Here is a 21,977-nt window from a genome sequence, read left to right as displayed (position 1 = left end):
CCACGGCTTATTTCAGCCCGAAATCCACGCGCGTCGTCGCGCCCTTGTCGTCGATGCCCTTGGCGTCCAGCTTCGGCGCCACGATGAACACGCGGCTCGGATCGACCTTGCCTTCGAAGTACTGCTGCACCGCCTGCGCACGATCCTGAGCGAGATTGCGCAAGGTGGCGTCGTCAACGGGTGCGTGGTCGGCCAGCGCCTGCTTCATGTCGTCCACGGGCAGCGTCTTCGTGAGGCCGATCATGTTGTGCGGCTTCTTGAAGTCCGCATCCTTATAGGCCTTGGCGAGGTACTTCTCGTACTCCTTGTCGTCCACCTTGACCTGCGAGGTATCCACGCTCTCGCCGTTGCCCACCGTGTCCTTCACCTTCTGAAGCCGCACGAGGCGATCCACGTACTGCTCGCGCAGTGCGGGCGTGTCCACGGCCGGATCGACGCGGCCGATCAGATCGATCTTGATCGAAGGCTTGTCGTCGAGCGCCTTCACGATCGTGTCGAGCTTCTTCTGGTCGGCATCGGTGAGCGTTGCCGTGCCGGCCGCGAACTCGACATAGCCCAGGTCTTCGCCGCCACCCCCGAACGCATTGGCGAGCAGCGTGAACGGCGCGGTCACCGCCTTCGCGATGAGGTTGAGCACCGCCTTCCAGATCAGGCCGCCCAGGCTGAACTCAGGGTTGGAGAGCGAGCCTGACACCGGGATGTTCACATCGATTTCGCCCCTGCGGTTCTTGAGCAGCGAAATCGCGAGCCGCACCGGCAGCTTGGTGGCCGTGTCGTTGTCGATGTGATCGCCAAACGTGAGCTGGTCGATGAAGATATGGTTGTTCGCCGTGAGCTCGTCGTTCGCGAGCTGGTAGTGCAGATCGACGTTGAGCTTACCCTTCGTGATCGGGTAGCCCGCGTACTTCGCCGAATACGGCGTGAGGTTCGTGAGCTCGATATCGTGCGCGCTGGCCGTGAGGTCGAGCGACGGCTTGTCGATGAGCGGATTCACCGTGCCCTTGATCGAGAGCGGACCGTTCGCCGCGAGCTTCGCGGAGACATCCACGGGCGCAGGCGTGGTCGACTGCGTGCCGAACGCGCCCACCGTGCCGTGGATCTGCACGAGATCGGCGGAGTAGTTCGGCTTGATGAAGTTGTCGGTATAGTTCACGCGGCCGTCCTGCAGCACGAGCTCACCGAAGTGCAGGCGCACGGGGTTCTTCGGCGGCTGCGCGGCCACGACCGTTGCCGGCGCGGAAGCCGGCGTCGGTGCGGAAGCCGTCTGCACGGGCGCGCTCGCCGCCTGCGGCGTGAGCGGCACCGGCTCGCGCTCGCCAGGCTTGCCGCTCTTGTCCTGCGTGAGCGACTGCGCGGCGCCCGTTTGATGCGCGACTACGTCCTTGAGATTGAGCTTGCCTTGCGCGTCGAGCAGCACGCGGCCATAGAAGCCTGCGAACGTCACGCGGCTCGCGTCCACGTCGGTGCCGCGCGCGTCGTCGTAGTTCGCCTTCAGGTTCGTGAGCGCAAGCGAGCGCCAGCCCGCGAACGGGCCGGATGTGGCCTTGTCGAGCATGCGCACGTCCACGAGCGCCGCATCGCCGCGATAGTTCGCCTTGAGCGCCTTGCCCTGCTCCACAGAAAGTTGCCCGTTCATGTTGAGCAGCGCGCTCGCGATCACCGCGTTGAGCTGATTGCCGAAATAAGGCTCGAACGCGGCGGCGTCGAGCCGGTTCGCGTCGATTTTCAGCTGCGCCGTGAGCGGCGTCGGGTTGATCTTGCCGCTCAGCGCGAGTGTGCCCTTACGGTTGACGGTCGCCTTCAGGTCGATCGGCAGCGGGTGCCTCAGGTCGTCGCTGATCTGCTGGATCTTCAGGTCGAACGGCGTGATGGCGAGCTTCACCGGCCGCGGCGTCGAATTGTCCGTAAAGTTGATCGTGCCGTTGTTCAGCGTGAAAGCGTCGATCGTGTAGCGCCAGGCCGGCCCTTCCTGCACCGACTTCTGCGCGGCGCGAATCGCCGTGCGCTCGGGCACCGCCTGCTGCGTGGAGGCGAGTTGCGCCAGGTCGACCTTGCCGTCCTTCTGGCGCTCGGCGTTCACCACGAGGCCGGTCACGTCGACCGATGCAATCTGCGCCTTGCGCGCATTGAGGTCGATACCGCTTACCTGCACCGTGCCGCGGTCGAGCGCGATGGCAGGCACCTTCGCGCCGCGCGCAGCGAGCTTGAGCGATTCGAGGCCGAGCGTGCTCTGGCCGACCTGCACGACGGCAGGCTGCTGCGCCCAGTCGGCCTTGAGCGTGGACGTGAGATTGAGCCTGCCGTCCAGAATCTGCGCGCTGCTGAGGTTGTCGATATACGGCTGCGCTTGCGGCAGACCCACGCGCTCGAGCGCGATGTTGGCTTCGGCGTTCTTGCCCGCGAGGCTCACCGTGCCCGACGCCTTGATCGTGCCGCCGTCGGTCGCATTCGTCGCAAACGTGAACGGCGCGCCGGCTTTGGCAGTCGTCGAGAAGTTCGTAAGCGTGGTGGAAAGCTGCGTGAGTTCGACGTTCACCGGCCGCGCGGGCAGATCGTCGGCAATGTGCACGGTGCCGTTCGTGAGCGCGAACTGACGGATCGAGACATCGAGCGGCGCGGGCTTCGCTTCCTCGGGCGCCGCCTGCGCGCTCTGGGCACCCGAGGCGCCCGAGGCCGGCGCGGCGCTCGCGGCCTTGTTCGCGGCCTCGTTCGCGGCCGGCGCGTTTTGCGCGGCCGGCGCGCCCATCAGCTTCTCGATGCTCAGCACGCCTTGCTTGTCACGTGCGACCCACATGGTGGGCGCGTCGAGATGGATGTCGTCGAAACGATAGACGTTGCTGAACGGTTCGAGCGAGGCTGCCGCCACGTGCAGACTGCGCGCGCCGAAGAACGGCGCATTGGCGTTGTCGGTCGAGTCGAAGTCGTTCAGGTCGGTCGTGCCCGCCACACGCAGCGTGGGCTTCTCGCCCGACATCACGAAATCGAGCTTGAGGTTGGTCGAGAGCTTGCCGCTCTTCACTGTGACAGGCAGCTTCGTCGGCGCGTAGGTGAGGAGCTTCGGCACATCGAGGTCGGTCAGGCGCAGTTCGACTTCCGACTCGCGCGTCGCGGAAAAGGGCTTGGTTCTGCCGTCGATGGCGAGCGTGCTCGCCCCGTCGATGCGCGCGCGCAGCATCGGCTGAACGAAGATATCGGTCTTGGAAGGCAGCGTGGCGATGAACGGAATGCCGAGCGACCAGCGGTCGATCACGTGCTTTTCGTTGAGCAGGCGATCGTCGAAGGTGATCTGGCCGTTCTCGATGCGGATGTTTGAAACCGAAAACTGCGTCGGCTTGCTGCCGGGTTTCGAGGGCGTCGAGAACTTCTCGATGAGGTCCGAGAAGTTGAAGTGCTGGGCGTCGAGCCGCACGATCGTGGCGCGCGGCGAGTCGAGCCGCAGTTCGTCGACGATGGGAGCCGCGCGAAAGATCGACGACCACGACGCCTGCACGACGGCGCGCGAGACATCGAAGAAGTCGCCGTTGCCGCCGCGCTCGCCGATATGCACACGGTCCGCTTCGAGGCGCAGCGTGTACGGATTGAGCGCGATGCGGCCGATCGTGACGGGCCGGTCGAGCTGCTTGCTCAACTGCTGCTCGGCAACATGGCGAATGATCGGCGGCGCGGCAAAGAAGCCGACCAGACCGAACACAATCAGAAAGATGACGACACCCGTGAGGATGTGCCGGGTGCGGGGCGCACGCGCGACCGCGCGCACCGACTGCAAGGAAGAGTTGAGCGACGCTTTGTTGAGGCTTGCCATGCTTGCTTGCGGATGAGGCGGCAACAGGCCCGCCGCGGGATGTGGGTCTGATGTCGGAAATCCGGGGATGCCGACAGCCGGAAGTATAGGTCCGATAGAAGATCGGACGACGGGAAAACGCCGCCCGCGGCGCAGGTATTGCGCAACAAGAAGTAACAGCGCAAAGGCGATGGCCCGGCGATTGCGCAATGTGCGCCGCGCGTATTGCGCGATGCATGAAAACGCGGGCGGAAAAGCCGGGCGTGGCGCGCTCGAACGGGCTTATACGGCGCAAAAAAAAAACGTTGGCGGGACCGTGCCCCGCCAACGCTTCGTTCAGGCCGGTTCAGCGATTACTGCCGCTCGACGGCGGGCGGCTGCCAGCTGCCGTCGGTCGCTTGCGGCTTCGCGGCGTAGAGGCGCATCACGAGCCGGAAGTCGCCATGCGGCGCCGGCACCCAGTTCGCGCCGCCGCGCGGCCGCTCGGCGCTCACCTGCACGTCGAGCGAGCCGTCGCGGTTGCGCCGTGCGCCGCTGCGGTCGCCGAACGCTACGCGCACGGGCGCGTCGGCGTCGAGCGCGCCGTCGGTGGTATAGGCCGTGATCGACCAGAAGCCGCGCACCGGCGGCAGCTGCTTCGCCGTGAAGTGAATCGTGTAGCGGTTCGCGCCGTTGAGCGCATGCCCGTCGCTGTCCTGGCTCACGCGGGCGCGCACTTCGTCGCGGGTCGTCGGCAGACCCGGCGACGTGTACGCCGCGTAGGCGCGCAGCGAGTAGTCGGGGCCGTAGTTGCCTGCGTCGTCGCCCACCCAGAGCCAGCCGTTGCCCGCCAGCAGGTTGGACGGCGGCGTCGCGGCGCGCGTGCGGCCATCGGCGAGACCCGCCTTGATGACCGCGGCGTCCTTCGCGCCCGAGGGCAGCTGCGCCGGGTCGCCCGGGTGTACGCCAATGTCGCCGAGAATCTTGAGCGCGTGCGCGTCGTCTGCCGTGGGCGGGTTGTCTTCCAGCGCCAGGGCGAGCCGGTCGAAGAAACCGTGCGCGTCGAGCGCCGCGACCTGGGCGGACGGTGTGCCCGGCGCCACCGGATCGCCGCTCTGCGTGGCGCCGGTCGGCTCGTTGCCGCGGCCGCCGCGAGCGCCGGCCTTGCCGCGCGCGCCGCGCTCGTCCCACCCGGACAGCGCTGTGACCTGCAGCCCGTGCTGCAGCCGCCGCACGGCCGCGATGTCGGCGCCGCCACGTGTCTGGATGCGCGCGAGGAACCACACGTAGCGCGTCGACACGTCGACGCGCTTCACGCGCGCGGGCAGCGTGCCCTTCCAGCCGGCCGGAACAAATGCAATCGTTTGCGCTTTCAGTCCGCTGACACGTTCACCCGACTGCGCGCCGGCGGTCGACCAGACGACGTTCGTCCACATGTCGAGCGCGCGTGCGTCCATGTAGCGGCCGTGCGTGTCGGGCAGCGTGACGAGCACCGGCTCGCTCGATACGTCGAGCCAGCCGCTGGAAGTCAGCGTGTCGAGGTTGGGTTCGAGCGGGCTCGAGGCCCCGACGGGCGGCAGCGACTGCGCGTGGCGCAGCGTGTTCGGCGCGGCCTGGCCGGGCCCGCTGCCGGTGGCGGATTCGCGCGCCACGTCCATCAGCACGAGCGGATAGCCAAACACATAGGAGTCGGAGACTTCGTCCTTCATCCAGCCGTTGCTCTTCGGCGCAACGTCGCCCGGCGCCGAGGCGCATCCGGCAATCAGGGCAAGGCAGGCGAGCGCGGAGCAGCTACGGTACGTAGAGAATGCTCGATGTATTGTTGTCATTTGTTGGTTGTATTCGGTGCGGGCGGTCCATGAAGTGACGTCGACCGGCTGGCCACTCCGCGCGGCCCCCCCAGGGCCGTAGTGAAATGCACGCGGCAAGGCGCCAATGCCGCCGGTTGGTATCGTATCGCTCGCGCATGGGCCTGAAAAGACTGTGGCGTGGAATATTGCCTTACAGGCGGAGAGCTTGCGCTCAGGACTTCCCTCTGAAACGAAAGGGGCGTAGTGTCGCGCCCCTTGACCTTCCCATGATGGGAACGTAGATACTGCGTAACATCGATGACAGCCAGTGCTCGCACCCCATCATGAATGAACCCCTCGTAGCAGAACGCACCGATACCGCCGTGGCCGAACTCGAAGTCCACGGCATGACGTGCGCCTCGTGCGCCATGCGCGTCGAGAAAGCGCTTGCCAAGGTCCCGGGCGTCACGCGCGCCTCGGTCAACCTCGCCACGGAAAAGGCCACCGTCGAGGCCAGCGGCGGCGTCGCGCCCGCCGCGCTCGTCGCCGCCGTCGAAAAGGCCGGCTATGAAGCCGTGCCCGTCGCCACGGAAGCCACGACGCTCGCCATCGGCGGGATGACTTGCGCGTCGTGCGCGAACCGCGTCGAGAAGGCACTTGCGCGCGTGCCCGGCGTGGCTGGCGTAAGCGTGAACCTCGCCACCGAGCAGGCCACCGTCAACACCCGCTCGCCGCTCACGGGCGAATTGCAGGACCTGCTCGTCGCCGCCGTCAAAAAGGCCGGCTATGAAGCCACGCCACTCGCCGCCGACGAAGGCGCCGCCGCCCCGCAGAAAGGCGCCGCCGCCAGCGACGAAGCGCGCCGCGAATGGCGCGCCGTGCTGATTTCGGCCGTGCTCACGGCCCCGCTCGTGCTGCCGATGTTCGGCCACTGGCTCGGCCTCGACTGGATGCTGCCCGCCGCGGCACAGCTGGCGCTGGCGAGCGTCGTCCAGTTCGTGTTCGGCGCGCGCTTCTACCGCGCCGCGTGGAAGGCCGTGCGCGCCGGCGCGGGCAACATGGATCTGCTGGTCGCGCTCGGCACCTCGGCCGCGTATGGCGTGAGCGTCTATGCGATGCTCGCTCACCCCGGCGACATGGCCCATCTGTATTTCGAGGCTTCGGCGGTGGTCATCACGCTGGTGCGCTTCGGCAAGTGGCTCGAAGCGCGCGCGAAGCGCCAGACCACCGACGCAATCCGCGCGCTCAATGCGCTGCGGCCCGATCGCGCGCGCATCCGCGTCGACGGCGCAAATGGCGCCAACGCAGAGGAGCGCGAAGTCCCGCTCGCCCAGGTTCGCGTGGGCACCGTGGTGGTCGTGCGCCCCGGCGAGCGTGTGCCCGTGGACGGGGTCGTGCTCGAAGGCCGCAGCCACATCGACGAATCGCTCATCACGGGCGAAAGCCTGCCCGTGCCGAAAGCGCCCGACGATCCCGTCACAGCCGGCTCGATCAACGGCGAAGGCGCGATCGCCGTGCGCACCACGGCCATCGGCGCGGAAACCACGCTTGCACGCATCATTCGCCTCGTGGAAAGCGCGCAGGCCGAAAAGGCGCCGATCCAGCGTCTCGTCGACCGCGTGAGCGCCGTGTTCGTCCCGGCGATTCTCGTGATCGCGGCCATCACGTTGGGCGGCTGGCTGTTCGCGGGCGCGAGCGCCGAAACGGCGATCCTCAACGCTGTAGCCGTGCTCGTGATCGCCTGCCCGTGCGCGCTGGGCCTCGCCACGCCCGCCGCGATCATGGCCGGGACCGGCGTGGCCGCGCGCCACGGCGTGCTCATCAAGGACGCCGAAGCATTGGAGACCGCCCACAACGTGAGCGTGGTCGCCTTCGACAAGACCGGCACGCTCACGCTCGGCCAGCCCTCGCTCACCGCGTTCGATGCGGCCGAAGGCCTCGAGCATGGCGAGGCGCTCGCGCTCGCCGCCGCCGTGCAGCGGCACAGCGATCACCCGCTCGCGAAGGCGGTGGTGCAGGCGTATGACGCCCAGGCCGAAGCCCAGGCGTCAGCCGCTTTGGCTGTCGCCGCCCATGCGCGCGCGGTGCCGGGGCGCGGCGTGGAGGCCGAAGTGAACGGCCGGCGCCTCGCCATCGGCAGCGGCCGCTGGCTCGACGAACTGGCGCTCGCCGTACCGCCCGCGCTCGCGGACCGCGCGCGTTCGCTCGAAGAGGCGGGCAATACGGTGTCGTGGCTCTTCGAGCCGCACGGCGGGGTGCTCGCCCTGCTCGCTTTCGGCGACACCGTGAAGCCCACGGCGCGCGAAGCCATTGCGAGCCTCGAGGCGATGGGCATCCGCAGCGTGCTCGTGACCGGCGACAACGCGGGCAGCGCGGCGGCCGTGGCCGCGCAGCTCGGTATCCGCGAAGTCCATGCGCAGGTGCTGCCCGACGACAAGGCGCGCACGATCCGCGACCTCAAGATCAGGAGCGGCGGTATCGTCGCGATGGCCGGCGACGGCATCAACGACGCGCCGGCGCTCGCCGCCGCCGACATCGGCATCGCCATGGCCACGGGCACCGACGTCGCCATGCACGCGGCAGGCATCACGCTGATGCGCGGCGACCCCGCGCTCGTTGCCGCCGCAATCGATATTTCGCGGCGCACGTGGCGCAAGATCCAGCAGAACCTGTTCTGGGCGTTCTTCTACAACCTGATCGGGATTCCGCTCGCCGCCTTCGGCCTGCTCAACCCCATGCTCGCGGGCGCGGCCATGGCGTTTTCCAGCGTGAGCGTCGTGACCAACGCGCTCTTGCTCAGAACGTGGCGAGCCCGCCGCTGACGGCCGCGCAGAGGATCACACAGCGCGAGCGACGTATCGCGCGAAACATAACGAAAGGGCGCTTCATGCGCCCTTTCTTTGTGGCGATGTTATTTTGGGTTCCGAAATATCCCACAATCTGCACACCGAAATGGCGTAATCCATCGGTAATCTTTACGCGATTGTAAGGTTTTTCGGTTCTAGCCCTAAAGGATCGCGCGCGCGCGCCGTAATGCGTCATGCCAGCGCCTCGAAGGCGCAGGTTCCTTCTTCACAAGCTCTTTCCGGAACCGAATCCATGCTTTCACGCTTATCAAGCCGCGCGAGTGTCGGCGTGCGCCTCGCCTTGCTATCGTGCGTGCTCGTCGCAGCCATATTTGCCGCCTTCACGTGGGCGATCACGCATTCGGCGGCGACGCAGGTCGGCCACCAGGTGCGCTCGCGCATTGCCGAAAAGGATCAGGCGGTCGCCTCGTCGATCTCGCTCATCAACGGCGCGCTCGAAACCGAAGTCGACCGTGCCATGCAGCTCTTCGAGAGCTTCCTGCCCGGCGCCTTCACGCTCGACCCCACGCAAACGGTCGACATTGCCGGCAAGGCCACGCCGGTCTTCAAGTCCGGCGATCACGTGCTGAATCTGGACTTCACGATCCCCGACCAGTTTCTCGCGCGCAGCGGCGAAATCGCCACCGTTTTCGCGCGCAGCGGCGACGACTTCGTGCGCGTGACCACGTCGCTCAAGAAGCAGGACGGCTCGCGCGCGATCGGCACGCTGCTCGACCGCAAGGGCCCGGCGTATGGCCCGGTGATGGCCAACCGCACCTTTACCGGCCTCGCCCAATTGTTCGGCAAGCAGTACATCACGCAGTACAAGCCGATTCTCGACGCCAGCGGCCACGTGATCGGCGCGCTGTTCGTCGGCGTGGATGTGGGCGCGCAGATCGATGCGCTCAAGAGCGAGATCGCCAAGCTCAAGATCGGCGAGAGCGGCTACTACTTCGTGATGGACGCTTCGAACGGCCCGACGCGCGGCACCTTCCTCGTCCACCCGAGCGCCGTCGGCAAACACTACGACGATGCCGACGCGCCCTGGTCGCGCATGCTCGAAACGCGCGAAGGCACGCTCGACTACACCTCCGCCGACTCGACGCGAGGAGAAGGCGACGCGCGCGCCAAGTTCGTCTCGTTCGTGAGCGTGCCGCAGTGGCAATGGCTCGTGGGCGGCGTCGCCGTGCGCGACGAAATCATGGCCGACGTGAACGCCACGCGCGACCGCTTCGCGGCCATCGGCCTCGTGCTGGTCGCGCTGTTCGCCGCGCTGTCGATCTACGCGGCGCGCCGCCTCGTGAGCCGGCCGCTCGACGCCGCCGCGCACGCCGCCGGCCAGCTCGCCGCGGGCGACCTCACGGTGCGCATCGGCAACGACAGCCGCAACGGCATCGGACAAGGCGATGCAGCGCACGCGCAAGGCACGGCGGGTGCCGACGAGATCGGCCGCCTCACGCGCGCCATCGACGGCATCGGCGTGGGCCTCGCGCAGATCGTCGCGCAGGTGCGCAGCGCCACCGCGCAGATGAGCGAGGACACCTCGCGCATCGCGCAAGGCAGCGGCGAGATCGCTTCTCGCATCGCGAGCCAGGCGAGCAGCCTGGAGGAGACGGCGGCGAGCATGGAAGAGCTCACGTCCACCGTGCAGCAGAACGCCGACCACGCGACGCGCGCCAACACCGTGGTGACGAGCGCAGCCGAAGCCGCGCTCGACGGCGGGCGCGCCGTGAGCCGCGTCGTGGAAACGATGAACGACATCAGCCGCGCATCGCAGAAGATCGCCGAGATCACGGGTGTGATCGACGGCATCGCGTTCCAGACCAACATCCTCGCGCTCAACGCGGCCGTGGAAGCCGCGCGTGCGGGCGAGCACGGCAAGGGCTTCGCGGTGGTCGCGAGCGAAGTGCGCGCGCTCGCGCAGCGCAGCGCGGCGGCCGCGAAGGAAATCTCGGCGCTGATCACCGAATCGTCCTCGACGGTCGAGACGGGCTACCGCATTGCCGGCGAAGCGAGCACGACCATGCGCGGCATCGTCGCGCGCGTGGATGAAGTGCGCTCGATCATCGGCGAGATCAGCGTGGCCTCTCGCGAACAATCGGGCGGTATCGAGCAGGTCAATATCGCGGTTTCGCAGATCGGCGCGGCGACGCAGCAGAACGCCGTGCTGGTGGGCGACGCAGAGCGCGCCGCCGCCGCACTCAACGATCATGCAGCGGCGCTCGCCGAACTCGTCTCCGTGTTCAAGGTGCGCGAGTAACGCACGCGTAGCACCTTCAGAGCATGATTCGCAGTGCCCAACAAATGAAAAAGGCAGCGTCACAAAGACGCTGCCTTTTTTGTTAACGGCGCGACGCCCCGCTCATTGCCCCTGCTGCGGCTGCGCCACGGGCGGTGTGTAGCTCGCGCTCGCGCCCGGCGTGTCAGGGTCCGCCTCGTCGGGCGTCGGGGTCGGTGCGAGCGCCGGCGCCTGTGCCGGATACGAAGGCTGCGGGGCCTGCGCCGCCGGCGCGCTGGACGGCCCGATGATCGGTGGCAGGCCCATGATGGCGCGCGCGGCGGATTCGGCGGCCGCCGCCGAAGCAGCAGACGGCGCCGATGCCTCCGCTGGCACCGATGCGCCCGCCTCGGAAGCCGCAGCCGGCACGGATGCAGGTGCCGGCGCGCTCACGCGCGGCGGCGGCGCATGCCGCACCGGCGGGGCGGGAGGCGGCGCTTCGTGCTTGCCGAACAGTTTGTCCATCCACGCCCGCAGGTTCTCGCGGAAGATTTCGAACGCGCCCGGCGTCACCTCGGTGTTGAAGCGCGCACGCGGATCGACGAGGCGCGAGCGCAACGCACGCTGGAAGAAGTCGCCGACGATCGGCAGTGCGCTGCGTGCGCCCTGCCCCCAGTAGTCGTCAAGCGTCACGCGGCCGTCGTCGAAGCCCACCCACGCGCCCGCCACGAGTTGCGGGTCCATCAGGATGAACCAGCCGTCCGTGTTGCCCTGGGTCGTGCCGGTCTTGCCTGCCACGTCGCCGCGTATGCCGAAGCGCGTGCGGATGGCCGAGCCCGTGCCGCGGTTCACGACGTCGCGCATCGTGTCGAGCAGCGTGCGGTCCGCCTCTGCCGAAAGCGCCCGCTCGGGCGAAGCGCTCTCGAACTGCGCGAGCACGTTGCCCTTGTGGTCCTCGATACTCGTGACCATGCGCGGTTCGAGGTACTCGCCGTCGTTGGCGATGGTGCTGTACGCGGAGACCATCTCCTTCAACGTGACCGGGCTCGTGCCGAGCGCGAGCGACGGCACCGGGGCGAGCTGGCTGTCGCGCACGCCCATCGCGCGCGCGAGCCGCGCGACCTTGTCCGGGCCCACCGTCTGCATGAGCTGCGCGGTGATGCGGTTGCGCGAGAACGCGATCGCGTCGCGCAGCGTCATCGGGCGATTGCTCGGCGGCACGTCGTCGGTCGGCTTCCAGATTTCGCCTCCCGCCAGCGGGATTTCCACCGGCTGGTCGATGAACGTGTCGCTCGGCTTTGCGCCCGCCGCGTAGGCCGCGCCGTACACGAACGGCTTGAACGTCGAGCCCGGCTGACGGCGTGCCTGCTGCACGTGGTCGAACGGTTCGTCGGTAAAGTCGCGGCTGCCCACCCACGCCTTGATCTGCCCGCTGCGCGGGTCGATGGCGAGGAAGCCCGCCTCCACCGCGGTCTTGCTCTTGCAGAGGTTGCGCATGAAGGTGCGGTCGCCGGCGAGCCGCTTGAGCGCGTCGGCGTCGTTCGCACCGGCGTCGCGTACGCTCTTGTAGTCCTGCGTTTCGCGCATGAACGTCGCGAACAGGTCGTTGCCGGCCACGCAGCCGTTGCGTCCGCTCCATGCGCCGTTGGCGATGCCCTGGAGCTGGTTCGTGTGCTGGCGCAGCGCGGCGGTGGCCATCTGCTGGAGGCGCGAATCGATCGTGGTGCGCACCACGAGGCCATCCGAATAGATGTTGTAGTCGTTGCGGTCGGCCCACGAAATCAGCCACTTGCGCAGTTGCAGCGCAAAGTGCGGCGCGGGGCCGGGCGGCTCGGTCTGACGCTCGAAGTCGAGGCGCAGCGGCTTCTTCGAAAGCGTGGCGTACTGCGCCTCGCTGAGCTTGCCGTACTTCACCATCTGGCCGAGCACGGTGTTGCGCCGCGCGAGCGCGCGCTCGGGGTTGATCACCGGGTTGTAGTAGGCGTTGCCCTTGAGCATGCCGGTGAGCGTCGCGGCTTGCAGGATGTCGAGCTGATCCGCCGAAACGCCGAAGTAGGTGCGCGCCGCCATCTCGATGCCATAGGCGTTGTAGAGGAACGGCACCGTGTTCAGATACGTCTCGAGAATCTGCTGCTTGCTGTACACCGCCTCGATCTTGAACGCCGTGATCGCTTCCTTGATCTTGCGCGTGAGCGTGGGCGCGCGGCCGATTTCATCGGGATAGAGATTGCGCGCGAGCTGCTGCGTAATGGTCGAGCCGCCCTGGCGCTCGCCCGAGAACGTGTGCAGCGCCGCGCCCGCCGTGCGCTTGAAGTCGATGCCGTGGTGCTCGTAGAAGCGGTGATCCTCGGTGGAAATCAGCGCATCGACCATGTGCGGCGAGATCTGCGCGAGCGGCACCCATTCGCGGTTCGATGGCTTGAACTCGGCGAGCACCCTGCCGTCGGCGGACAGAATCTGGGCCGGTTCGTCCACCCGCGCCTTGCGGATGTCGCCAATGCCCGGCGTGAACGGAATCAGCACGAGCACGTAGAGCACGACGAGCGCCGGCAACGCGCCAATCGTCATGAGCACACCGCGCCGCGTGGGATGCCGCACATGGTGGAGCGCACGCGCGAATGCGGGACGGACAAACCCGCCCAGCCGCGCGGCGGCAGGCCTCAGGCGGGACAACGACATCGCGATTCGATCGCGGATCAACGGCACGTAACGCTTCACGCGGCAGGTAGGGTCGGCTGGCAAAGCGTGAATCGTACCAAACTCGCAAGGCCGCTCCTGCTTCGGGCCGGGCGCAAGCCCAGGATCGCCCAAGTCGATGCCCGAGTCGATTTATGACAGAGAGATGAAATCATCCTTCCAGATCGAGGAAGAATCCTCTCCAGTCACAGCCGGTTTTTCCGGCGCCTGTCACTGCCTACACTCCTGTCGCTGTTGCAAACCCGCTTTTGCATACGCCGCGAAACAACAACGCTACAGGAACCTCGAATGAAGAACACCCTCTCGCTCACCACCGCTGCCGCCGTGATCGGCGCCCTCGGCACGCTCGCCGCGCCCGCCGTCCACGCGCAAAGCTCGGTCACGCTCTACGGCCTGATCGACGCCGGCTTCATGTACACGAACAACGTCGCGAGCGGCAAGTCGGGCGGCGCGCTCTGGCAGGCAACGAGCGGCAACGTGAACGGCAGCCGCTTCGGCGTGCGCGGCAGCGAGGACCTGGGCGGCGGCCTGCATGCGGTCTTCGTGCTCGAAAACGGCTTCAACGTGCAGAACGGCAAGCTCGGCCAGGACGGCCGCATGTTCGGCCGCCAGGCCTACGTGGGCCTCGCGAGCGACCAGTTCGGCTCGCTCACGCTCGGCCGCCAGTACGACTCGCTCGTCGACTTCGTCGCGCCGCTCTCGGCCACGGCGGGCACCTTCGGCGACACGGGCTTCGCGCATCCGTTCGACAACGACAACCTGAACCACTCGCTGCGCATGAGCAACGCCGTCAAGTTCACGAGCAACACGTATAGCGGCCTGAAGTTCGGCGCGTTGTACGCGTTCTCGAACCAGACCGATTTCGCCGTGAACCGCGCCTACAGCTTCGGCGCCAGCTACACCAACGGGCCGCTCGCCATCGCGGCCGGTTATCTGCAGCTGAACGGCACCCAGGGCGCGACGGCAAGCAGCCCGGGCGCGGTGGATCTCGCGGAATCGACGGCCAACGGCAAGGGCGGCTTCGCGCTCGGCGCCGACCGCCTGCGTTCGTTCGGCGGCGGTATCAACTACACCTTCGGGCCGGCGACGGCGGGCTTCGTCTTCACGCGCAGCGAGTATGCGGGCACCAGCTCGTTCGGCTCGCAGGGCGGCGACATGAGCTTCAACAACTACGAAGTGAACGGGAAGTATCAGTTGAACCCGGCGTGGAGTCTCGGTCTCGCCTACACCTTCACGGACGGCCACGTGAGCAACACGACGACCTACGGCGCCGATCCGAAATGGAACCAGGTGGACGCACAGGTCGTGTACCGCCTCTCGAAGCGCACCGACCTCTACGGCGAGGCCATGTACCAGCACGCCTCGGGACACAACTATGTGGCGTTCATCAACACGGCGGGCGGCGCGTCGACGACGGCCAATCAAGTGGTGGGCACGGTGGGGTTGCGCGCCCGCTTCTGATCGCGCTTCTCGTCACAACACGAGCGACAGCGCGATCGACACCCACACGGCAGCCGCGCCGCAGAGAAAGGCGCGGCGCGCCATCAGGAAGCGCGACTCGTCGTTGGGCTTCGCGGGCGAGGTGGCGAGCCAGGGCACGCTGCCGAGGCACGCGAAGCCCGCGAGCGCGATGCCGACGACCACCCGGTCGCCGATGCGCCAGGCCGACGGCTCGTGCAGTCCCCAGTAGCCCAGCGCGATCAGGCCGATCGAAAACATCGTCGAGGCGGCAGAACTGAGCGCCACCACCGATCCCGTCGGAGATTGCATGGATTGCCTCCCTGCGCGCTTCGCGCTGTCGGGCCATTATCGGCGGGCGGGCAGCACGCGGCAACGCCGCCGCGATCCGTTCATCCCGATGCGCACGCCCGCAGCGGCTTACGCGCTCGGCCGCACCATCTGGAACATCTCGCCGATCTGCGCGTAGTCGGCGCGATAGCCTGCCCGCATCACGGGCTGGGCCGCTTGCGTATCGAACAGGCCGTCCTTCAGGAATTCCTCGCGAATGTGCACACCCACCACCTGCCCCAGCGCAAGCCAGTTGTCCATGGGCGCGCCGTCCAGCGTGTTGAGCCCCACGACCTTCAGCAGCTTGCATTCGAGCGCGGCCGGCGACTCGGCCACATGCGGCACCGCCACGCTGCGGCCCGGCGCGGCCGTGAGGCCCGCGAGCGCGAATTCGTCGACGTCGGCGGCGACCGGCGCGGAGGTGCGGTTCATCTGCGGCGCCAGCGCCTTCGACGTGAGATTCCAGACGAACTCACCGGTCTCTTCGATGTTGCCGATGCTGTCCTTGCGGCCTTCGCTGCAGAACCCGATGATCGGCGGAAATGTGGCGAACGCGCCGAAGAAGCTGTAGGGCGCGAGATTGAGCGCGCCGCTTTTTGCGCGGCTGGAAATCCAGCCGATCACGCGCGGCGCGACGATCGCCTTGAATGGATCGTGCGGCAGGCCATGGCCCTGGGCGGGGTCGTAGAAGTAGGTATTGGACATGATGAGACGTAGCGATTTCGAGGCGGCATCACTATGACACGAGCCGCGCGCGGCTGCCGACAAGCCAGTGGCTTGCAGCCGCCCCAAAACGCAGCAAGGCCGGCTCTCTTGCGAGAGCCGGCCTTGCTGAAGACCTGGCGGTCTGACCGGAGAAACGCGTTGGACGGCGCGCGCCGCCCGAAGCGTTTCAGCTTCGATCAGTCACGCGGCATGCCGAACGGCATGTAGTGCGAACGGCGAACGCGCTCGGCTTCGCGGTGGCGCGCTTCGTACGAGTATTCCGAATCCATCGGCAGATACGGCGACGCGAAGAGGTCGCTTACCTTTTGGAACAGGGCAAAGATGAAGCTCATGGCGACTCCCAGTTAGGCTGCGGTTCAGGGTTTTCCCTAAGACAGAACGAATTATAGGGTTTTCCCTAGGGCAGCGCTAGTGCAGCGCAGCAAAAAAACTGCGACGCGCCGTCGCACGGGGTCGAGCGCAATCGATGCGTTGCAGCAATACAACGCATCGAAATTTCGGGTACAGGGGCAGGATCGCGGGGCGAAGCCGGTCAGCGCGTGGCTTTCTGGGCGCTTTTCGCGTGAGGCGCACGCGTGGAATGGGCCGCTGCGCGGTGCGCGGGCGCGGGCGAGGCCTTGGCGGCCACCGCCCTGGAAGACATACGTGCGGGCGGCGGCGCCGGGGTTTCCGCGGCGGCGGTAGCGGCCGCAGCAGCCGCGGCGGCGGCGGTTTGCGCGGCCACGCGCTGCGACAGGTCGTCGAGCGTGGACTGCTGCTTCAGGATGAATTGCTCGAGGCGCGCCTCGTCGGCGCGGGATTCGTTTGCGAGGCTGTCGAGCCGCACCGACTGAGCGATCCCGAACCCGACCGATGCGAGCACCGCCATCGACGCGGCGGCGAGCATCCACTTTTGTTGCCGCGACGAGGCGACCGCCATACGGCGCTGCTCGGCGAGCGCGCCCTGGAGCGCGTCGAGGCGCTGCGTCAGCGCGTCCGGCTCAGGGGCCGCGTGAGCCGCTTCGGACGCGAACCCAATGGGCTCCACGCGCTCGGCGGGGCCGGCGGCAAACGACGGCTCGGCGACAAAGGCTTCGGGAGCCGGTTCCTGCACCACTCCAATGCCCGGCTCCACCGCTTCGGCCACGGCAGGAGCAGCAACTCGTTTCGCCCGCGGCGCGCGGCGCGCAGTCGTTGCACCCGCAACAGGGCTCGTCGCGCTGGCTTCGTCGACGGGCATTGCCACCGCTTGAGCCGACTCCGGGCTTTCGAAGCCGCTCAGCGTGCCCTGACGCACGGCGGCATCCGCTTCGGCAACGGCCGCGAGCCCGTCGACGGCAAGCGCGTGCGGAGCATCGGATTCGACAGCAAGCGGGGATTCAGTCACGTCGGACGGCGCGGACGTCGCGTGGGGCTGCCACGGCGCGTTGCGTTCGGGATGCGAAGAGCTCAAGGATGCGGTATCTGCGTAATCAGCCATGTGTCAGCGATGCGGTTCGCGTCGCGCGCCGGCCGGTCACGGCCGCTTGGCGACGTCCTCGTGTTCTGGTTCGAACGCGCATTGTCGCATGCCGGAACGCACGGCCAAGGGCTCTTCCCCGACTTACCCAGCCGGCATCGACCGACACCCCGCGCAGGTCAGCCAGGTGCGCAGTCGTGGGCGAGCGTGCTGCGCCGCCTGGAATGTCCCGCGCAGTTTGCGAATGCGTACAATCGCCGGCATTGCTCTTTCGATGCGACGCGCTTCGCCGCAACTTTTCGCCATGAACACACCTACGAGCGCAGCCAGCCTGCGCGAGCATTTCGACCGCGTCGTCCTGCCGATGTGGCGCGGCCCCGGCTTCAATGCCGAACTGCGCCTGCCCTACGAGGCGCTCGATGCGGCCGGCGCGACCCCGCTGCCCGTCACGCGCTACCGCGCGATGGCGTGTGCCCGCCAGCTCTTCGTTTTCTCCCAGGCCGGCGACGCCGCGCACGCGCAAACGCTCTTCGAAACGCTGCGCCACACATATCGGGACCCGCAGCACGGCGGATGGTTCTATAGCGTCGACGCAGCCGGCGCGCCGCTCGACACCACCAAGGACCTCTACACGCACGCCTTCGTGGTGTTCGCCACTGCGGCCTACGGCCAGCGCTTCGGCGCGACCGAGGCGCTCGACGTCGCGCGCGAAACGTCCTCGCTGATCGTCGACCGCTTCGCGGCCCGCGACGGCCTGCTCAACGCGGCGCTCGACGCGTCCTTCGCGAGCGTTACCGGCGGCCCGCTGCAGAATCCGCTCATGCACCTCACCGAGGCCTGGCTCGCGGCGAGCGAGGCGACCGGCGACAGCGCGTTCGACACGGCGATCACGCGGCTTGTCGAGGCCCTCGCGCGCGGCTTCCTGCACGCGCCGACGGGCTGCATCGCCGAATTGCCGGTCGGCGCGGCGGACAACCGCCTCGAGCCCGGTCATCAGTTCGAATGGTTCTGGCTGGCTTCGCGTGCGGGCGCCCGGTTGGGCGCGTCGGGACTGGACGAAGCGCTCGCGCGCGCCTTCGTCTTTGCACAGAAGCACGGCGTCGACCCGGAAACGGGCGCCGTGGCGGCCGCGCTCGACGAGCAGGGCCGGGTGATCGATGCGACGCAGCGTATCTGGGCGCAAACGGAATACTTGCGCGCGCTCGCCACGCACGGCGACGCCGCGGTGCGCGCCGCGCTCGCGCCGCAGATCGGGCGCTTCGCGCCGCGCTTTCTCACGCCGCAGGGCTGGGTGGAATGCCGCAGCGCAAACGGTGACGTGGCGCGCGCGGACATGCCGTCCACGACGCCGTATCACCTCTTGACGGCCTATCAGGGCATGGGCGTTTGAGGCACAACCACGCGAAGCGCCGAGGCAGACGGGCGCAAGCCCGCCGCCAAGGCGCCCAGACCGCTCGAGTCGCTTAGGCCGCCAGCACCGCCGGCGAAATCTCGAACGCCGCCACGGCCTCGGAAAGCTGGCGCGTCTGCTGATGCAGCGAAGCCGCGGCAGCCGCGGCCTCCTCGACGAGCGCCGCATTCTGCTGGGTCATCTGGTCCATCTGCGAGACGGCCTGATTCACCTGATCAATGCCCGTGCTCTGCTCGAGCGACGAGGCGCTGATACCCGCCATCATCTGCGTGGCGCGCGAAATCGAGTTCGACACCTCGCGCATCGACTCGCCCGCGCGCTCCACCAGCTCCGAGCCGCCGCGGATCTGCGAAACCGACTCGCTGATCAGCGTCTTGATCTCCTTGGCCGACTGCGCGCTGCGCTGCGCGAGCCCGCGCACCTCGCCCGCCACGACCGCGAAACCGCGGCCCTGCTCGCCTGCCCGCGCCGCTTCCACGGCCGCGTTGAGCGCGAGAATGTTGGTCTGGAACGCGATGCCGTCGATCACGCCGATGATTTCCGCGATCTTGTCCGAGCTTTGCGCGATGCCGCGCATGCGCTCGACCACCTCGCCCACCACGGCGCCGCCGCGTGCGGTCGCGTCGAGCGCCGCCTCGGCCAGCGCGTTCGCCTCGCGCGCGTTGTCGGCCGTGTTGCGCACCGTGCCCGTCAGTTCCTCCATGCTCGCCGCCGTCTGCTCCAGCGACGCCGCCTGCGATTCGGTGCGCGCCGAAAGATCGGCGTTGCCGGTGGCGATCTCGTCGGCGCCCACGTTGATCGAGCCCGCCGTTTCGCGCACGGTGTGGACCGTGCGCGCCAGGCTCGACTGCATCAGCGCAAGGCCCTGGAACAGCCGGCCGATCTCGTTCTCGCCGCGCGCGGCGATGCGCTCGTCGAGGCGCCCGCGCGCGATGCGCTCGAAATGGCGGCCCGCTTCCTCGAGCGGCTCCACTACGCCGCGGCGCAGCGCGAGGTGCACGCCGGTCGCGAGTGCGATCAGCAGGACCAGGATGACGATGCCGACGATCTGGAAGAGCGCGAGACGCGAGTCGATCGAATCGAGCGACGCGCGGCTCGCCGCGGCGTTGAACTGCGCAAAGGCGTGCAGCTCGGCGAGATAGGCGTCCTGGTACGACTGCGTCGGCTGGTCGAGGAAGGCCTGCAGATTGTTGCCGTTGAGGTCGTCGATCAGCTCGCCGAGCGCCTTGCGGTACACCTGATAGCGCTCGCCGAGCGCGGCGACGCGCGCGCGATTGTCGTCGTTGATCGGCGGGACGGCCATGAGCGCCGCGAACGTGGTGTCGGCGGCGGCCAGCTGGTCGCGCGCGTGATTGACCATATCGGTCGGCACCGTGCCGCCGCGGACCATGCGCGTGCCCGCGCGCGAGAGATTGATACGGGCGTCCATCAACTGCTGGGTGATGACGTTGGCGGCGCTCGCCTGCCGCAACGCCACTTTCGAGAGGTCCGCCACGTCGTCGTGCGTGCGCGTAAGCGACCAGTAACCAAGTCCTGCGGTCACGAGCTGCAGTACACAGAACGCGACGAGGACACACAACAGGCCGGATGCGACCTTGATCTTGCTGAACATCGGGACACCTGGATGGCAGTGAATGAGTGAGGCGCGAGCATGTGATCGCTCGGGCCCGCACTGCGTTTACGGCCACGCAAACCCGATTTTTGAGCCCTAAACCGTGAAAAAATGCCCCAAAATGCGCAACGGATCATTTCGGCAATGGTTACACGGTCATTCCCTGCATTTCTCGCAACAATAGAATGCCGGCTGGACACTTACGGCATATCGGATGAGGCCGCCGTGCTGCCTGCCGACAAAGCCTGCCCGGCGACAACTTTCAAGGCGCTGAAGCAGATGAAGCCTTCTCGGCAAATGGAGGCTGTCGAGAGAAATTGATGCTGGTACTCGTGGGAAACTGGGCAACGAAGTGTCAGAGCAGCTCGCTCATCTCGACCGTGAACTCGCAACGCTTCAAACTGGTGTAGCACAGACCGATGAACGCCATGGCATCGAGCAGCTACATCTCACGGTGTCAGCCGCTTATATTGCAACACTCCTCAGCAATGAGCGCGTGAGCCGTTGGCTATATGAGCATCATCGCGACTTTGCTGCGCAATTCGAAACCATCAGCCTGGAAGCTCGGAATGAACGCTTCAGGTCGGATTCGAGCGGACCACGGTCGAAAAATTTTCGCCGTATCGAGGAAAGGCGGCCTGGTGTTTCCTCGCAAAGGTAACTTGCATCGCCGTGTTAGCGCCAGTCGTTCGGCGTGAGTCGAGCGACTGGACTACTCTCTGGCCGCAATTCACTTGGGGCAGTGCGAGGCAGGTACCCAGCCAAGTCACCTCTTTGGACGATTAGTACCACGGACGGGCGACGCAACCAGAGAATTATCAGGACTCGGAGACAGAGCTGACGTCCTTGACACTTTAACGGTCCGCCCTCGAAGACGCTTTCCCTTGCCCCTCCGTAGAGCACTACAACTGCTTACAAATCTCACACTGGCCCGGTGCACCGCTGTGTCGATTGCGGCGTTCTTGCTGACACACCTCAACGGAGCGCGACATGAGCACCAATCTGAATTCCGGTTCACCGCAGCGTAGTCGCATTCATCCTTTGGTTGCTGGCGCAGCCGTGGCAGTCATCCTGGCCAGCGCTACAGGTATCGCAGCGATGACAGGCGTGCTTCCGACATCCCGAGCTGTGACCGCTCCTCCGACGCAAGCTATTCCGGTCGCTGCACAAGTCGCGAGCACACCGGTCGCTTCACCGCAATCGAGCGCGGAGCAGCGCGTGACCAGGGAGGAAGCGCCCGCCCAGCCGCGCGTCCATCATCACCATAGCGTGCCAGTTGAGCAGCCCCCGCGGTATGCAAACAACGACACATATCAATCGTCGGCACAACCGGCTCCGAGACCAGTCGCCGTTGACCCGAACGCCGGAGAAGTCGTCGCAGTCAATACGGTCCAGGAACCCGAGCCGACAACGGGTCTCGGAGCCGTAGGCGGTGCAGTCGCCGGCGGGCTGTTGGGAAATCAGGTCGGCGGGGGGCGCGGTCGCGTTCTGGCAACGATTGCCGGCGCCGTCGGCGGTGGCCTTGCAGGCAATGGCATTGAGCATGCTGTTCGCAAGGCGACGAGTTACCAGGTGCAGGTCAGAATGCAGGACGGTAGCTACCGGAACTTCAACTATTCAACGCAGCCACTGGTCCAGGTCGGCGAGCGCGTTCATGTCTCGGGCGACTCCCTGAGCGCGTCGTAATCAGC

General features: G+C 67.1%; 14 protein-coding genes. 6 read left to right on the top strand and 8 right to left on the bottom strand.

The features are described from left to right. Positions 1-7 precede the first annotated feature (7 nt). Both AB3X98_RS30650 and AB3X98_RS30645 read right to left on the bottom strand, forming a co-directional pair. Entirely contained in the window at positions 8-3,802 is a 3,795-nt protein-coding gene (locus tag AB3X98_RS30650) for a DUF748 domain-containing protein (RefSeq protein ID WP_368605154.1), read from the bottom strand. A 332-nt stretch (positions 3,803-4,134) separates the two neighbouring features. Continuing rightward, positions 4,135-5,589, bottom strand: a complete 1,455-nt coding sequence (locus AB3X98_RS30645) for a DUF1254 domain-containing protein (protein ID WP_069261414.1) — start codon at positions 5,587-5,589, stop codon at positions 4,135-4,137. A 305-nt stretch (positions 5,590-5,894) separates the two neighbouring features. On the opposite strand from AB3X98_RS30645, the gene AB3X98_RS30640 reads away from it, so the two are divergent. Together AB3X98_RS30640 and AB3X98_RS30635 are read left to right on the top strand one after the other, a co-directional pair. Continuing rightward, the gene (locus AB3X98_RS30640; protein WP_069261415.1) at positions 5,895-8,372 is read left to right on the top strand and encodes a heavy metal translocating P-type ATPase; all 2,478 of its coding nucleotides are present in this window, start codon (positions 5,895-5,897) and stop codon (positions 8,370-8,372) included. Positions 8,373-8,649: 277 nt separating this feature from the next. Continuing rightward, complete coding sequence (locus AB3X98_RS30635; protein WP_368604928.1) at positions 8,650-10,656, top strand: Cache 3/Cache 2 fusion domain-containing protein; 2,007 nt, start codon at positions 8,650-8,652, stop codon at positions 10,654-10,656. 102 nt (positions 10,657-10,758) lie between these two features. On the opposite strand, the gene AB3X98_RS30630 is transcribed toward AB3X98_RS30635, so the two are convergent. Continuing rightward, positions 10,759-13,293: a transglycosylase domain-containing protein gene (locus AB3X98_RS30630; RefSeq protein ID WP_368604929.1), complete on the bottom strand. Its 2,535-nt coding sequence runs from the start codon at positions 13,291-13,293 to the stop codon at positions 10,759-10,761. A gap of 306 nt (positions 13,294-13,599) precedes the next feature. Between AB3X98_RS30630 and AB3X98_RS30625 the strand changes: the two genes are divergently transcribed. After that, positions 13,600-14,772: a porin gene (locus AB3X98_RS30625; protein ID WP_368604930.1), complete on the top strand. Its 1,173-nt coding sequence runs from the start codon at positions 13,600-13,602 to the stop codon at positions 14,770-14,772. Between the two features lie 12 nt (positions 14,773-14,784). Here the strand turns inward: AB3X98_RS30625 and AB3X98_RS30620 are convergent, their stop codons facing one another. The 4 genes from AB3X98_RS30620 to AB3X98_RS30605 form a co-directional block, all read right to left on the bottom strand. Beyond that, positions 14,785-15,081, bottom strand: a complete 297-nt coding sequence (locus AB3X98_RS30620; protein WP_028202877.1) for a hypothetical protein — start codon at positions 15,079-15,081, stop codon at positions 14,785-14,787. A gap of 108 nt (positions 15,082-15,189) precedes the next feature. Further along, the gene (locus AB3X98_RS30615) at positions 15,190-15,804 is read right to left on the bottom strand and encodes a flavin reductase family protein (protein WP_368604931.1); all 615 of its coding nucleotides are present in this window, start codon (positions 15,802-15,804) and stop codon (positions 15,190-15,192) included. Positions 15,805-16,001: 197 nt separating this feature from the next. Continuing rightward, the gene (locus AB3X98_RS30610; RefSeq protein ID WP_165822904.1) at positions 16,002-16,157 is read right to left on the bottom strand and encodes a hypothetical protein; all 156 of its coding nucleotides are present in this window, start codon (positions 16,155-16,157) and stop codon (positions 16,002-16,004) included. A gap of 200 nt (positions 16,158-16,357) precedes the next feature. After that, positions 16,358-17,191 (bottom strand): hypothetical protein, encoded by an 834-nt coding sequence (locus AB3X98_RS30605; protein WP_368604932.1) that lies wholly within the window; start codon positions 17,189-17,191, stop codon positions 16,358-16,360. A gap of 376 nt (positions 17,192-17,567) precedes the next feature. Here AB3X98_RS30605 and AB3X98_RS30600 point away from each other — a divergent pair, with 376 nt between their 5' ends. After that, entirely contained in the window at positions 17,568-18,653 is a 1,086-nt protein-coding gene (locus tag AB3X98_RS30600; protein WP_368604933.1) for an AGE family epimerase/isomerase, read from the top strand. 73 nt (positions 18,654-18,726) lie between these two features. Here the strand turns inward: AB3X98_RS30600 and AB3X98_RS30595 are convergent, their stop codons facing one another. Then, positions 18,727-20,286, bottom strand: coding sequence for a methyl-accepting chemotaxis protein (locus tag AB3X98_RS30595; RefSeq protein ID WP_368604934.1), 1,560 nt, complete (start codon positions 20,284-20,286; stop codon positions 18,727-18,729). Positions 20,287-20,638: 352 nt separating this feature from the next. Here AB3X98_RS30595 and AB3X98_RS30590 point away from each other — a divergent pair, with 352 nt between their 5' ends. Continuing rightward, positions 20,639-20,947 carry a plasmid partitioning protein RepB C-terminal domain-containing protein gene (locus AB3X98_RS30590; protein ID WP_368604935.1) on the top strand — a complete coding sequence of 103 codons (309 nt, stop codon included), beginning with the start codon at positions 20,639-20,641 and terminating at the stop codon, positions 20,945-20,947. Positions 20,948-21,276: 329 nt separating this feature from the next. Then, complete coding sequence (locus AB3X98_RS30585) at positions 21,277-21,972, top strand: glycine zipper 2TM domain-containing protein (protein ID WP_368604936.1); 696 nt, start codon at positions 21,277-21,279, stop codon at positions 21,970-21,972. Positions 21,973-21,977: the final 5 nt, after the last annotated feature.

The sequence above is a fragment of the Paraburkholderia sp. BR14312 genome (assembly GCF_040948675.1).
Classification (GTDB): Bacteria; Pseudomonadota; Gammaproteobacteria; order Burkholderiales; family Burkholderiaceae; genus Paraburkholderia; species Paraburkholderia nodosa_A.
This window is presented reverse-complemented; position numbering and strand designations above follow the sequence as displayed.